Origin of the sequence: Tenacibaculum sp. Ill, from assembly GCF_051938915.1 — a bacterium.
Classification (GTDB): Bacteria; Bacteroidota; Bacteroidia; order Flavobacteriales; family Flavobacteriaceae; genus Polaribacter; species Polaribacter larymnensis.
In genome coordinates, this window is sequence record NZ_JBPSCW010000002.1 from 3,046,453 (window position 1) to 3,060,697 (window position 14,245).

A 14,245-nucleotide genomic window follows, 5' to 3' on the forward strand; every position below is an offset into this window, starting at 1 on the left:
TTGACTGTATATAAAGTGGTTATCGTCAATAAAAATGCTTTATTTGTAACTACTCAACATTTAAAAATTAGTATTTCGAATGAAATTATCCGTAATTACAGGAACAGGAGCCTTTATTCCTTCAATAAAAAAAGAAAATAGTAAATTTAATGACAGTTTCTTTTTAAATGCTGATGGAACTTCCTTTGACAATTCTAACCCTGTGATTATTGAAAAGTTTAAATCGATAACCGGTATTGAAGAGCGTCGATACGCTAAACCAGAATATAAAGCTTCAGATCTTGGTTTTTTTGCGGCAAAAAAGGCAATTGAAGATGCTAATATTAATCCAGAAGAATTAGATTATATCATTTTTGCTCATAATTTTGGAGATGTAAAAAAAGACGCTATTCAAAGTGACATTCTTCCAAGTTTAGCAACTCGTGTAAAACATTTACTACAAATTGAAAACCCAAATTGTGTAGCATATGATATTCTATTTGGCTGTCCTGGTTGGATTGAAGGTGTTATTCAAGCACAGGCTTTTATAAAGACTGGCATTGCAAAGAAATGTTTAGTTATTGGAGGTGAAACACTATCAAGAGTTATAGATATGAACGATCGTGACTCCATGATTTATAGTGATGGCGCTGGAGCTTGTATCGTGGAAGCTACAGACAAAAACGATAGTGGTATTCTTAGTCATGCTTCACAAACTTTTACTAAAGATGAAGCCTATTATTTATTTTTTGGCAACTCAAATGACAAGAGTAAAGACAAAGATGTTCGTTACATTAAAATGCACGGCCGAAAAATTTATGAGTTTGCATTAACTAATGTACCTAAAGCAATGCAAACTGCTTTAAATAAAAGTGGTGTAAGCATTGATGATGTAAAAAAAATATTTATCCATCAGGCCAATGAAAAAATGGATGAAGCTATCATTAAACGCTTTTATCGATTATACAAAAAGCCTGTTCCTGAAGGTATAATGCCTATGAGTATCCACAAATTAGGAAATAGTTCAGTAGCAACCGTACCTACCCTACTCGATTTAGTTTTAAAAGGAAATATTGAAAACCAAGAAGTAAAAAAAGGAGATGTTATTATTTTAGCATCAGTAGGTGCTGGCATGAATATTAATGCCATAGTTTACAAGATTTAATAGTTTAAAAAACTCTTTAATTTCTTACTAAATATTCTCGCAAATATAAAATCTAAGTACTATTTTTGCGCATGCAACAACACAACGTACTTATATTAGATTTCGGATCGCAATACACACAGTTAATTGCGCGCCGTGTAAGAGAATTAAATATTTATTGTGAAATTCACCCTTACAACAAAATACCACAAAATTTAAACGATTTTAAAGCTGTAATCCTTTCAGGAAGCCCATCTTCAGTTCGTTCAGAAGAAGCTCCACACCCTGATTTATCTGAAATTAGAGGTAAAAAACCTTTATTAGCTGTATGCTATGGGGCTCAATATTTAGCTCATTTTTCAGGTGGTTTAGTAGCTCCTTCTAATACTCGTGAGTATGGTAGAGCTAACTTATCTTTTATTAAAGAAGGAGAAGAATTCTTTAAAGATATTTCTGAAGGAAGTCAAGTTTGGATGAGTCATTCAGACACAATTAAAGAGTTACCTACTGGAGGAACATTATTAGCAAGTACTCATGATGTACAAAATGCAGCATACAAAATTGATGGAGAGACTACTTATGCTATCCAATTTCATCCAGAAGTATATCATTCTACAGATGGTAAACAATTATTACAAAACTTTTTAGTTAATATAGCTGGGGTTGCTCAAACATGGACTCCAGATTCTTTTGTTGACGAAACTGTAGCTGAATTAAAAGCTAAGATTGGTAATGACAAAGTTGTTTTAGGTTTATCTGGAGGAGTAGATTCTACCGTAGCTGCAGTTTTATTACACAAAGCAATTGGAAGTAACTTACACTGTATTTTCGTAAACAACGGATTGTTACGTAAAAATGAGTTTACCGATGTATTAAAACAATACGAAGGTATGGGATTAAACGTTAAAGGAGTGGATGCTTCGGCACGTTTTTTGGACGAACTAGCTGGATTAAGTGACCCAGAAGCAAAACGTAAAGCTATTGGTAAGGTTTTTATTGATGTTTTTGATGATGAAGCACACCAAATAGAAGATGCCAAATGGTTAGCACAGGGAACAATATACCCTGATGTAATTGAATCAGTTTCAGTAAATGGAGGTCCTTCAGCTACTATTAAAAGTCATCATAATGTAGGCGGTTTACCTGATTTCATGAAATTGAAAGTTGTTGAGCCTTTACGTATGATTTTTAAAGATGAAGTACGTAGGGTTGGTGCTTCTATGGGAATTGATAAAGAATTATTAGGTCGTCATCCATTTCCAGGACCTGGTTTAGCTATCAGAATCTTGGGAGATATTACCGCAGAAAAAGTTCGTATTTTGCAAGAAGTAGATGCTGTATTCATCAACGGGTTAAAAGAAAGCGGATTGTACGATAAAGTATGGCAAGCAGGTGCTATTTTATTACCAGTAAACTCTGTTGGAGTTATGGGAGATGAAAGGACCTACGAAAAGGTAGTTGCTTTAAGAGCTGTAGAAAGTACAGATGGTATGACAGCAGATTGGGTTAATTTACCTTATGAGTTTTTACAAAAAACATCAAATAAAATAATAAATAATGTAAAAGGTGTAAATAGAGTTGTATATGATATTAGCTCTAAACCACCAGCAACAATTGAATGGGAATAAAAATCCATTATTAATTTCAAAAAAAGAGTAGATGAAGAAATTACAGTTTTTACTATTAGTTTGTATTTTAACTATTACCGTTTCATGTGGGCAGCAAAAGCGTTACGTATCTTACAAAATCCAAGAAGGAGAAACGATGCGAGACGTTGCAGATCGCTTAGACATGAAAACAAAAGATTTATTACGTTTAAACCCAGATGTTGGAAGACGTCCAGATGCTAACACGGTAATTGTAATACCTAATCCTAAAATTAAAAAGAATATTTCTTCATCTACTACTTCTTCTCCTGAAGAAGAAACTGTAGATACTACCGATACTAATAATGTTGAGGATACAACTCCTGAAACTAATGAAGATGATACTGTTTTTAAACAAACAATTGTTGAATATGAGACTCACGAAGTTCAAAAAGGAGAAACTGTGTATCGTATTACAAAACAATACGGTATTACCAAAGATGACTTAATTAAATTTAATCCTGAATACACTAATATTCAAGGTAATAATTTAAGTATAGGTCAGGTATTAAAGGTTAAGGAAGTTAAGAAAACTATTACTATTGATAAAGAAAAAGTTTTAGAAAAGTTCTTAACACATACTGTAAAGAGTAAAGAAACTATGTATAGTTTAACTCGTTTCTACAATGTATCCAAAGAAGATTTATTACGTTTAAACCCTGAATATCCAGGTTTAGTTGATAATAAATTATCAATAGGTCAATTATTAAAAATTAAACCTATTGAAGAAGTAAGTAAAAAAGAGAATTATACTTTTTATAAAGATTCTGTTCAAACAGATACTTCTATAAACCTTGCTATTTTACTTCCATTTAAAGCTGACGAGTATAACTCTCAATCAAGTAAAGATATTTTTGAAGGAAACCAATTAGCAAATATGGTTACTGACTTTTATCTTGGGGCAGAGATAGCTATTGACTCTATTAAAAAGCAAGGAGTACAAGTAAAAGTTAATGTTTTTGATACAGGAAACAGAGGAAAAAATATAGCAACTATATTAAAAGACAAAAAACTAGAAAATACTGATGTAGTTATTGGTCCTTTTTACTCTGATAAAGCTGAAGTTGTTGCTCGCGATGTAAATGCACCTGTAGTTTTTCCTCATTACTCTAGTAAACAAAGTAAATTCTCTTCTTCTAAATTAGTTAAAACTTCACCTGAAAAAGATAATTATGTGAGTTATTTAGCTTCTTATTTAAAAGACAGCTATAAAGATCAAGAAATTTTTATTGTTAGTGATAATCAAAAAGAAACGAACACGAGGGTTTCTAAAATTATTTCTGAACTAAAAAAACATGATAGTATTAATAATATACATGTTTTAAAACCAGAAAAAGGTTATATAAAAAGAGAGCGTTTTACAAGTAAGATGTCTTCTAAAAGACATAACTGGGTAATCTTTGCTTCAGAAGATAATGTAGTTGTTGCTGATGCTTTAAATAGTATGATTAGCTTACCTGATGAAACTAAAGTTCAAGTATTTGCTACTAGCAAAGGTAACGCTTATGATAAGATTGATAATAATAAGCTTTCCAGCATCAATTTTACTTACGTTTCTAACACTTATTCAGACGAAGACGCCTTAGAAACGAAAGATTTCAATAACAAATATTTACAAAAAAATAATACTATTCCTTCAGACTATGCTATTAAAGGGTTTGATATTACATATGATGTTTTAATGCGTTTGGCTTCAGGAAATGAGCTTACAGAAACCTTTAAAAAAGGAGTTTCTTTACGTGTTGAAAATAAATTTGACTACCATAAAAAAATGTTTGGAAGTAGCGGAAATCAAGGATTATTTATTGTTAAATACAATAATGATTTAAGCTTAAGTAGACTTAGGTAAACCTTAATCTAATATAATAAAAAAGCCAAAACTAAAAGTTTTGGCTTTTTTATTATTCATACATTTCTTTATAATATTTTTGGTACTCTCCACTTGTTATATGGTCAATCCATTCATTATTTTCCAAATACCATTTTACTGTTTTTTCTATTCCTTCCTCGAATTGTAAAGACGGTTCCCAGCCTAATTCATTTTTGAGTTTTGACGAATCTATAGCATATCTAAAATCATGTCCAGCTCTATCAGTTACATACGTTATTAACTTCTCAGAGATTCCCTCTTGTCTTCCTAAGAGCTTATCTACTGTTTTTATAACTACCTTAATTAAATCAATATTCTTCCATTCATTGAAACCTCCAATGTTATATGTATCTCCTAATTTTCCTTTGTGAAAAATAATATCGATTGCCTTAGCATGGTCTTCCACATACAACCAATCTCTCACATTTTCTCCTTTACCATACACCGGTAATGGTTTGTTATTAACAATGTTATTTATAAACAATGGAATTAATTTCTCTGGAAACTGATTAGCTCCATAATTGTTAGAGCAGTTAGAAATTACTATTGGTAAACCATAGGTATCAAAAAAAGCCCTTACAAAATGATCAGAAGATGCTTTCGAAGCAGAATAAGGAGAATGTGGGTCGTAAGCTGTAGTTTCAGTAAAATACCCTTCCTTATTCAAAGAACCATAAACCTCATCGGTAGACACATGGTAAAACAACTTGTTTTCAAAATTATCTTCCCAATAGCTTTTTGCTACCTGTAATAAACTCAACGTTCCCATCACATTAGTTCTGGCAAAAGAAAAAGGATCTTTTATAGAGCGATCTACATGCGATTCAGCCGCTAAATGAATTACTCCATCTATCTTATATTTTGAAAAAATATCAGTTACAGCATCATAATCACAAATATCCGCCTTTACAAAGGTGTAATTAGATTTGCCTTCAATATCTTTTAAATTTTCTAAATTTCCAGCATACGTTAGAAGGTCTAAATTGATGATATTATAATCAGGATAGTTGTTTATAAACAAACGTACCACATGCGAGCCAATAAAACCCGCCCCTCCAGTAATTAATATGTTCCTCATAAGAGTTTACTATATAAACTTTTCAAAGTTACTAATAAATAAATGGAGTTTCTAGCTCTTTAAGAGTTGAAAGTTGTTGGTCTTTTGGAGAAAGTATTACCTCTTCTGAATTAATTTTCCAATCAATATTCAAAGTAGCATCATTCCAAATAATTCCAGAATCGTATTCTGGTGCATACCAATTATCTACTTTATATGCAAAAATGGCTTCTTTAGATAAAGTAACAAACCCATGTGCAAACCCTCTCGGTATAAATAATTGCTTTTTATTTTCTTCGGATAATTCTACGGTGATATGCTTACCATAACTTGGTGAATCTTTTCGGACATCCACAACTACATCTAATACTTTTCCTTGAATACAACGCACTAGTTTAGCTTGAGCAAAAGGTGGTTTTTGAAAATGCAGTCCTCGTAAAGCTCCAAAAGTGGATTTTGATTCATTATCCTGCACAAAATTTATATGTCCAATATGTTCTTCAAATTCCTTTTGATTGAACGATTCAAAGAAATACCCTCTTTGATCTCCAAAAACTTTCGGTTCAATAATTACAACCTCTGGAATCTCTGTTTTTGTAAAAACCATTGCTAATCTTTTACTAGATTATGTAAGTATTGTCCGTAACTATTTTTCTGTAAAGGCTCTGCTAACTTTTTAACTTGCTTTTTATTAATATAGCCCATATACAGCGCTATTTCTTCTATACAGGCCACTTTTAATCCTTGACGTTTCTCTATCGTTTCAATAAACTGACTGGCTTCTAATAAAGAATCATGTGTTCCGGTATCTAACCATGCATAGCCACGCCCCATTAACTCAACCTTTAGCTGTTCGCTTTCCAAATAATGCTGGTTTACCGAAGTAATTTCTAATTCTCCTCTTCCTGAAGGCTTTACATTTTTTGCCACTTGAATCACATTATTTGGATAAAAATACAAACCAACCACTGCATAATTAGATTTCGGTTCTTTGGGTTTTTCTATTATAGAAATTGCATTTCCGTTAGTATCAAAATCTACTACTCCGTAACGTTGAGGATCTTTTACATTATACCCAAAAACAGTAGCTTTATTATTGTCTTTTATATTTTGAATTGCAGATTGTAACATTTCAGGCAATCCGTGTCCATAAAAAATATTATCTCCTAAAATCAAGCAAACATTATCATTTCCTATAAACTCCTCACCAATAATAAATGCTTGCGCTAACCCATCTGGAGATGGCTGCTCTGCATAACTAAGATAAATTCCTAGGTCACTTCCATCTCCTAATAACTTTTGAAAACTGGGTAAATCATCAGGAGTAGAAATAATCAATATTTCTTTAATTCCTGCTAACATTAATACTGATAGAGGATAATAAATCATAGGCTTATCATATACCGGAAGTAACTGTTTTGATACTCCTTTGGTAATCGGATATAAACGTGTTCCTGACCCACCTGCTAGTATGATTCCTTTCATTTATTAACTATTATTTATGAGTATGCTAATTTATAGAAAAAATAAAGCTCAGGAAAAACCTGAGCTTTGATTTCTATTTTATTCTTGTTTTTGTTGCCATTTCCAAGCGGAAAGCAATGCTTTTTCTAATGTTTCTTGAGGTTTCCAACCTAAAACTTCATTAGCTTTTGTAGTATCAGCGTACGCTGCTGTGATATCCCCTTCTCTTCTTGCTACTATTTTATAATTCAACGATTGTTGAGTAACTTCTTCAAAAGTTTTTATAATCTCCATCACAGAGCTTCCTTTACCAGTTCCCACATTGAAAAACTCAAAATTTTCTTCATTATCCTTATTCAATAAACGTTGTAAGGCTTTCACATGCGCTTTTGCTAGGTCAACTACATGAATATAATCACGAATGGCGGTACCATCTGGTGTTGGGTAATCATCTCCAAAAACAGCTAGTTCTTCTCGGATACCAGCAGCTGTTTGTGTAATAAACGGAATTAAATTTTGCGGAACACCTAATGGTAACTCTCCAATTTTTACAGATTTATGTGCTCCTATTGGGTTGAAGTATCGTAAAGCTATAGCATTCATGTCGTACGCTTTACAACTATCTTTTATAATTTCTTCTCCAATTTGCTTGGTATTCCCATAAGGAGATTCAGCAATCTTTACTGGAGCGTCTTCTGTAATAGGTAACTCGTCTGCTTGTCCATAAACCGTACATGATGAGCTAAAAATAAAATGATCAATATTCCTATTTTTCATTTCTTGTAACAGATAAACTAAGGCGTTGATATTATTCTCGTAATAATCCAATGGCTTTTGAACACTTTCTCCTACAGCCTTAAAAGCAGCAAAATGTATTACTCCATCAATTGTACCATCATTAAAAAAGCTACTTACTGCTTTTTTATCTCGTAAGTCTATCTGATAAAAGTCTGGTTTAATATTGGATATTTTAGTAATTTGTTCTAATACATCTATTTTAGAATTAGATAAATCATCGATAATCACTACCTCAAAACCTGAGTTTTGTAACTCTACTACGACATGAGATCCTATAAAGCCTAAACCGCCTGTTACTAGTATTTTTTTCATTTCTTAATCTTGATGTTATAACTACTTTTTAGAAACTATTTAATGACTATTCATTGTGAAAATGATCTTTATAGTCTTTAATAAAATTTTAACATCTAATTTCCAAGAATACCTTTTGATATAAAACAAATCATATTCCAATTTTTTAAGACTTTCTTCAGGAGTTGCTTTAGGTAAGTGTATTTGTGCCCAACCAGAAACACCAGGTCGTATCATATGCCTTAAATTAAAAAATGGATTTTCTTGACTATACTCCTCTACATATTTTGGTTGTTCTGGTCTTGGTCCTATCAAACTCATGTCACCTTTTAAAATATTATATAACTGAGGTAACTCATCTATTTTAGAGAATCGCAAAAATTTACCCACTGGAGTAATTCTATTATCGTTAGCCACCGTATACCCTCCATTGTTTGTCTTCATGGTTCGTATTTTATAAATTTTAAAAGGCTTCCCTCCTCTACCTACTCTTATTTGAGAGTAAAACATCGTTCCTCTTGAAGTAAGCTTGGTGAAAAAACAACCAATTATTGTTAATGGTAACGCAATAGGAAAAAGAATTAGGAAAAATAAAATATCAAATCCTCTTTTAAAGAATAATAATCTACGTTTACGTCTTAAACTAAAAATCTCGTCAGAAAAATATTGATTGTCCTGTGTTTTTATAATTGGTACTCTTTTATTTATACATTCATAAAAGTCTTCTGAATCGTGAATTTCAACACCTGACAATCTTAACTTAATTAATTCATTAACTTGTTTTTTTGATAGTTCATTTAACTGAGAACTTTCGAAAACTACAACTTTTATATAGTTCTCTTTTATATAGTTTGTGAATGTTATTTTAGATGGCTCTAACTCTTTATAAAAAACAATTTCATATCTATCTGCAATTTTACTACTAGATAATAATTTATCTAGCGACTTGCTAACGTTAACAAACAGACATTTTTCCTTTTTTCTTTTTATCATTATTTCATCTTAAAAAGTGAACACCTAAGAAGAAAAGTATCTAAACCCTAATATTAAATCACTTTTTAGTTCACTAGGCAATATTAAGAATTTTTTAAGAAACTACTATGCTTTAATTTTAACTATCTATTACTTTAAGTATTTAATCCCCCCCCTAACAGAATAATAAAAAAAATAGTACATTGATTTGATAAAACTTACCTCTCCACACTCTCTCAAAACTCTGTAATGATATTTTGCTGCTTTAAGTTTATTACTAGATACAGAGTTAGATCTTACTCTATAATAAGCTAAAGCCTCATTATGAATACCTTCAGTGTATTTTATATCTTTAAATATAGTAAGCCACAAACCATAATCTTGCCTTTTCCTTATAACAGGCATATATCTTTTACCTAGTTTTTCTGTGTCATAAATTGCGGTTAAACATCCTATGGTACATGTTTTTAACAAACTTTTAAAAGTTGTTTTTTTAGGTGGATAAATAACAGATCCTTTATCTCCTTTTTCATTCATTTTTTGATAGGCAGAGTATGTAAAAGACAAATCATTTTTTAACATAAAAGCAACTTGTTTTTCTAATTTATCCTCTCGCCAAACATCATCACTATCACAAAAAGCAATAAACCTACCTGTTGCCTCTTTTATAGAATTATTTCTTGCTATACCTGCTCCTGAGTTTGCTTCTAATTGAAAAATTTTTATTCTACTATCTTTATCTGTATAAATTTTAACAGTTTTTAAGGTATTATCCGTAGAGCAGTCATCTGTAATTAAAAGCTCCCAATTGGTATATGTTTGTTTTTGAATAGCTTCTAAAGTTTCAGAAATAAATTTTCCTGAATTATATGTTGGTGTTATAATTGAAACTTTTTTATTCATTTTTATTGATTAAATCCTTTTATAAATTTTTTTATAAATAAGCTATTTTGAGAGAGTGTAAGACCTTCTCTTAATTTTATTAAAAAATATATAATAAAAACAACTCCTAACTTACCAAAAACTCTTCTACTGTACCCTCCTAAAAAACAATAATACTTTTCGTTATATTCTTTAATTTTTCCTGAACTTTCGTATGGATGCTCTACTATAAAAAACGGAAAATATAAAACATTAAGTTTTTTGTCTAGCGCATCTTTAATAAAAATACTTTCTTCTCCTCCTTTAGGAAACTTTTTTGAACCTAAACCAAAATCAGTGTCAAATGATAAACTATTTTTAATTATTGATGCTCTTCTAAACGCTATTTCAATACTACTTATATTTTTAAAATTGAAAATATTAATAGAGTGTTTTTTTTCTTTGTATTTTTTATATTCTGGCTCTCCTGCATATGTTTTTATTTTCCCTACTAAAACATCTAATGTAGTGTTTTCAATAAATTTCGATTTAATTATATCTATATATTCATTTTTATATGATACATCATCATCTGCTATTACACAAATATCCTTTGTTGAGTATTTCAAACAATTATTTCTATTCAAAGATAATCCTTTGCCTATACAGAATACAACCTTGACATCTCTCCTGTTTTTTAGTGCATGTGGAATTTCATATCCAAAACCATCAATATCTTGTACCGAAACAATATATGACACATCTTCACGCTCTTCTAAAAGAACTAGAGGTACATTTTTTAAATTCTTATTTACTGTCGCTATTAAAATATCAACTGTCATGTCTACCTCTACTAATTTGGTTTATTTTTATTTGTTCAATCTCCGCTAAAATATAAAAACACCAAAAGTACAACATATATGGTAAGTTCCTATTATAATCATTAGAAGTGTTGAAAAGTGTATATACTACCAAAAACAATATCAAAAACAACCCCAGTGCTTCATTTCTTTTTTTTATTTTCAAGCTTAAATAATAAAACCTTATTATTATAGTTACATAAAAACACACACCTATAATTCCATAATTAATAAAAGTAGACATATATCCGTTTTCAATCATATAACCATTATATTTAGTAACATACTCTCCATTGGGTGTTGATGCTCCAATACCCTTACCCCAAATATATTCAATTGTATCCATGCTACTAACAGCATAATTCCAATTTATAACTCTTGCATTTTTAGTATATTCGTTGCCTTCTAATAAATTCCCAAATCTATCAAATAAAAAAGCTATATCAATACCTTGTAAAAACACTGAAATTATTAATATCCCAGTCCCTCCTATTAACGACAAAAAAAGTATTTTATTAAACCAACCTTTAATGCCAATTAAAAAGGAAAATAATACAACAAAAACATATACAATTAATGAAGTTCTACTTAATGTCATGGAAACAACAAATAAGCTTAATAATAAGGCTAAAGGAAACAATACATTTAGAATCTTAAAATATTTTTTTTTCACCATATAGATGTAAGAAGCTATCCAAACACATAAAGTAGCTCCCAAGTTAATTGGGTTACCTGCTGTAGAGATTAACCTAGGTATATTAAACCAATGAATATGTGGTATTTCGTCTAGAGATTGTCTATAAATAATGGTTAAAACTTCTTGATTAAGATACTCTAAAACAGCTAAAAACAAGGTTATTATTCCTTGATAAAAAATAACCTTTATCAAAAAATCTATGTAGTCTTTGTCATTATCAATACTATTATGGAAATAAAGTAGTGTAAAGAAAGGAAATAAAAATTCAAACTTAATAGCGTCCATTTTTAAAAAAATGTTAGCTGAACCTACTATATGAAAAAAAACATATAATATGTATATTGACATTAACCCCGCTTCTTTTCTTAAAACTATTCTGTTGCCTTCAAAAATTTGAAGCATAAATAAAAAAATAGGAATAAAAACCAATAAATATTTTAATGATGTAAAAAAAGATACTGGTAGTTTTGTAAAATAGTTTAATTGTAGTGTTATTATTTCCCAAAAAGGAAATAATATAAAAATTAAAACTAAAAACTTATTATTTATTCTATTAACTCTCATATACTCCTCTATAAACATTGGCTATAATGTTTATATCAAACTTTTCCTTTATTAATTTATAAGGAGCTCTTGTTTTTAGAATTTTATCAATCTCTTTTATATCTACAGGATTAAAAACATTATCCTTTAAAATAAACCCATGCTCCCCATTATTAAAAATTTCTGCAGATACACCATCTAGTTCACTAACCAATGGAACACAATTATTAGACATAGCTTCTAAAACTACATTAGGTAAACCTTCTTTAGAAGAAAAAAACAACAATGCTTTTGATTTATTTAAAATTTCTTGAGTCTCTTCTTTAGATATCAAACCTGTAAAAACAACTTTATCTTGTATTTTTTTTGATTTAATTAAATCAAAACATTTTTTCACATATTCTTCTTTAAACTCTACATTATTCTTAACATCCTTGTAAGGACCAACTATATATAGTTTAGCTTGTGGAATATTTGAATAAAACTCCGCAAAATACTTAATACTTTCATAAGTTCTTTTGCGTTCACAAACTAAACCTACGTATGAAAAATTCTCTTTTTTCTCCTTAATAGCTTTTAAGTTATTATTTATTCTTACACCATTAGGAATTAATTTTATTTTAGTTGCAGAAATATATTTCGAGTTAATTTCTCCTATTTTTTTTGATAGTACAACGTTAACATCAACTTTATTTATTAACCATTTTTTTTTGTTCCAATTTTTTTTCTTCTTTAAGGAATCGAAATCATCCGAGCCTAACAACGTTGTTTTTAAAATAATCTTTTTTTTTAATAGAGTCGCCAAAACTAAACCATGTTTAAAAAAACCATGTAGATGATAAACCCTAACTCTTTTTACAAAAGAAAAATAAATTACTATAAACAACTTTAGTACATTATTTTTGGGTACATCAACAACTAATATCTTTTCACCAATCCTATACTTTCTATAACTAGAGTTGTTATGGTTAAATATTAACACTTTTCTATTCAATTCTTTTGCTAATAGTAAAGCTTGTTGAGCAGCCCCGCTATAACTATCTAATTTATAAACAAAAAAAGCAATCATTTTATTCTTTTAATATTTCAACAAAATGACTAACTCTTAATAAGTTACTTCCATATTGATTAAAAACTCCTTCTTCAAATATAAATTCATCATTTATATATTTATATCTTCCCTTTTTTTCACCTATTTTCATTTGATAATCCAAATACGAACCAAAAATACTTTGTAACTCATTAACCATATATTCACCTTCTATCGTTTCAAAAATATCTACAGCCATAGAATTAAAGTTTCCCTTATCGCATATACTTTTAACAAGTTTTAATAAATCTTCTGGTGGTTTCTCCCATGCTACTTTACCACTTCCACTAGCAAATTCTCCATTAAGTAATTTTTGATGACCAAAATAAGAATTTCCAATTTTTATAATTCTCCATTCCCATTTAATAGGGTAAAATTTTTGAATTAAAACAACATGTTTTTGAGCATCTCCATATAAAGGAACTTTGATGTTAAATTTTCTTTTAATCTTAGGATTACCTAAAGTTAATAATGGATTAAATCTTCCAAAAATATTTTTTATGATTTTTTTTGCTTCTCTCCTACTTTTAACTATTTCAACTCCAGAAGCCCCAGCTCCAGTATTTGATTTAAAAACAATAGGAAACTCTGTACCAAACACAAAACTCAAAGCTTCTTTTTTACTTAAAAACACCCTTGTTTCCGGATGTTTAATATCATTTATTTGAAGCCAACTAGCCATGTTTCTTTTATTTTCATAAAGCTTTAGTTCATTATAACTAGGATATATTTTTTTATTTAAAACTTTATTTAAAAAAAATAATCTTTCCATATAAACATCATTATGCTCTTGAAAATCATGTGATGGACGTACCAAAAAACCATCACATTCTAAATTATTTTTAATATTTTCTAACCATTTGGACGATAAAAAATCTATTATTACATAATCAATTCCTAACTCAACACAGCTTTTCTCATATAACTTATATTCATTGTAAAAATCAGTTAAAATCCCTAGTTTCATCTTCTA

General features: G+C 29.6%; 13 protein-coding genes. 3 read left to right on the forward strand and 10 right to left on the reverse strand.

Annotated features, from left to right (window positions below):
• Positions 1-79: 79 nt before the first annotated feature.
• From ACTPNM_RS14435 to ACTPNM_RS14445, 3 genes are all read left to right on the forward strand, one after another.
• Complete coding sequence (locus ACTPNM_RS14435; protein ID WP_440122490.1) at positions 80-1,144, forward strand: 3-oxoacyl-ACP synthase III family protein; 1,065 nt, start codon at positions 80-82, stop codon at positions 1,142-1,144.
• Positions 1,145-1,215: 71 nt separating this feature from the next.
• Positions 1,216-2,751: a glutamine-hydrolyzing GMP synthase gene (gene guaA / locus ACTPNM_RS14440; protein WP_121148125.1), complete on the forward strand. Its 1,536-nt coding sequence runs from the start codon at positions 1,216-1,218 to the stop codon at positions 2,749-2,751.
• 31 nt (positions 2,752-2,782) lie between these two features.
• On the forward strand, positions 2,783-4,618 hold the full coding sequence (locus ACTPNM_RS14445; protein ID WP_440122491.1) for an amino acid ABC transporter substrate-binding protein: 1,836 nt from the start codon (positions 2,783-2,785) through the stop codon (positions 4,616-4,618).
• 52 nt (positions 4,619-4,670) lie between these two features.
• Here ACTPNM_RS14445 and rfbB read toward each other — a convergent pair whose 3' ends face one another.
• The 10 genes from rfbB to ACTPNM_RS14495 all read right to left on the reverse strand — a co-directional run bounded on the left by rfbB (position 4,671) and on the right by ACTPNM_RS14495 (position 14,239).
• Positions 4,671-5,717, reverse strand: coding sequence for a dTDP-glucose 4,6-dehydratase (gene rfbB / locus ACTPNM_RS14450; RefSeq protein WP_440122493.1), 1,047 nt, complete (start codon positions 5,715-5,717; stop codon positions 4,671-4,673).
• 31 nt (positions 5,718-5,748) lie between these two features.
• Positions 5,749-6,303, reverse strand: a complete 555-nt coding sequence (gene rfbC / locus ACTPNM_RS14455; protein WP_440122495.1) for a dTDP-4-dehydrorhamnose 3,5-epimerase — start codon at positions 6,301-6,303, stop codon at positions 5,749-5,751.
• 2 nt (positions 6,304-6,305) lie between these two features.
• Positions 6,306-7,181, reverse strand: coding sequence for a glucose-1-phosphate thymidylyltransferase RfbA (gene rfbA, locus ACTPNM_RS14460; RefSeq protein WP_440122496.1), 876 nt, complete (start codon positions 7,179-7,181; stop codon positions 6,306-6,308).
• Between the two features lie 78 nt (positions 7,182-7,259).
• A complete protein-coding gene (gene galE / locus ACTPNM_RS14465; RefSeq protein WP_440122497.1) occupies positions 7,260-8,270 on the reverse strand; it encodes a UDP-glucose 4-epimerase GalE in 1,011 nt (336 codons plus the stop codon).
• 39 nt (positions 8,271-8,309) lie between these two features.
• Positions 8,310-9,242 carry a sugar transferase gene (locus tag ACTPNM_RS14470; RefSeq protein ID WP_440122498.1) on the reverse strand — a complete coding sequence of 311 codons (933 nt, stop codon included), beginning with the start codon at positions 9,240-9,242 and terminating at the stop codon, positions 8,310-8,312.
• 129 nt (positions 9,243-9,371) lie between these two features.
• Entirely contained in the window at positions 9,372-10,124 is a 753-nt protein-coding gene (locus ACTPNM_RS14475; protein WP_440122499.1) for a glycosyltransferase family 2 protein, read from the reverse strand.
• 2 nt (positions 10,125-10,126) lie between these two features.
• The gene (locus tag ACTPNM_RS14480; RefSeq protein ID WP_440122500.1) at positions 10,127-10,924 is read right to left on the reverse strand and encodes a glycosyltransferase; all 798 of its coding nucleotides are present in this window, start codon (positions 10,922-10,924) and stop codon (positions 10,127-10,129) included.
• A complete protein-coding gene (locus tag ACTPNM_RS14485; RefSeq protein ID WP_440122501.1) occupies positions 10,914-11,924 on the reverse strand; it encodes an O-antigen ligase family protein in 1,011 nt (336 codons plus the stop codon). The genes ACTPNM_RS14480 and ACTPNM_RS14485 overlap by 11 nt, the downstream gene beginning before the upstream one ends.
• Before the next feature lie 268 nt (positions 11,925-12,192).
• Positions 12,193-13,251: a glycosyltransferase family 4 protein gene (locus ACTPNM_RS14490; protein WP_440122502.1), complete on the reverse strand. Its 1,059-nt coding sequence runs from the start codon at positions 13,249-13,251 to the stop codon at positions 12,193-12,195.
• A 1-nt stretch (position 13,252) separates the two neighbouring features.
• On the reverse strand, positions 13,253-14,239 hold the full coding sequence (locus tag ACTPNM_RS14495) for an ATP-grasp domain-containing protein (RefSeq protein WP_440122503.1): 987 nt from the start codon (positions 14,237-14,239) through the stop codon (positions 13,253-13,255).
• Between the last annotated feature and the right edge of the window lie 6 nt (positions 14,240-14,245).

What these genes read in the sequence shown, in the direction of transcription:
- ACTPNM_RS14435 (WP_440122490.1), top strand. Translation starts at nt 80, where the DNA reads ATGAAATTATCCGTAATTACAGGAACAGGAGCCTTTATTCCTTCAATA.
- guaA (WP_121148125.1), top strand. Translation starts at nt 1,216, where the DNA reads ATGCAACAACACAACGTACTTATATTAGATTTCGGATCGCAATACACA.
- ACTPNM_RS14445 (WP_440122491.1), top strand. Translation starts at nt 2,783, where the DNA reads ATGAAGAAATTACAGTTTTTACTATTAGTTTGTATTTTAACTATTACC.
- rfbB (WP_440122493.1), bottom strand. Translation starts at nt 5,717, where the DNA reads ATGAGGAACATATTAATTACTGGAGGGGCGGGTTTTATTGGCTCGCAT.
- rfbC (WP_440122495.1), bottom strand. Translation starts at nt 6,303, where the DNA reads ATGGTTTTTACAAAAACAGAGATTCCAGAGGTTGTAATTATTGAACCG.
- rfbA (WP_440122496.1), bottom strand. Translation starts at nt 7,181, where the DNA reads ATGAAAGGAATCATACTAGCAGGTGGGTCAGGAACACGTTTATATCCG.
- galE (WP_440122497.1), bottom strand. Translation starts at nt 8,270, where the DNA reads ATGAAAAAAATACTAGTAACAGGCGGTTTAGGCTTTATAGGATCTCAT.
- ACTPNM_RS14470 (WP_440122498.1), bottom strand. Translation starts at nt 9,242, where the DNA reads ATGATAAAAAGAAAAAAGGAAAAATGTCTGTTTGTTAACGTTAGCAAG.
- ACTPNM_RS14475 (WP_440122499.1), bottom strand. Translation starts at nt 10,124, where the DNA reads ATGAATAAAAAAGTTTCAATTATAACACCAACATATAATTCAGGAAAA.
- ACTPNM_RS14480 (WP_440122500.1), bottom strand. Translation starts at nt 10,924, where the DNA reads ATGACAGTTGATATTTTAATAGCGACAGTAAATAAGAATTTAAAAAAT.
- ACTPNM_RS14485 (WP_440122501.1), bottom strand. Translation starts at nt 11,924, where the DNA reads ATGGACGCTATTAAGTTTGAATTTTTATTTCCTTTCTTTACACTACTT.
- ACTPNM_RS14490 (WP_440122502.1), bottom strand. Translation starts at nt 13,251, where the DNA reads ATGATTGCTTTTTTTGTTTATAAATTAGATAGTTATAGCGGGGCTGCT.
- ACTPNM_RS14495 (WP_440122503.1), bottom strand. Translation starts at nt 14,239, where the DNA reads ATGAAACTAGGGATTTTAACTGATTTTTACAATGAATATAAGTTATAT.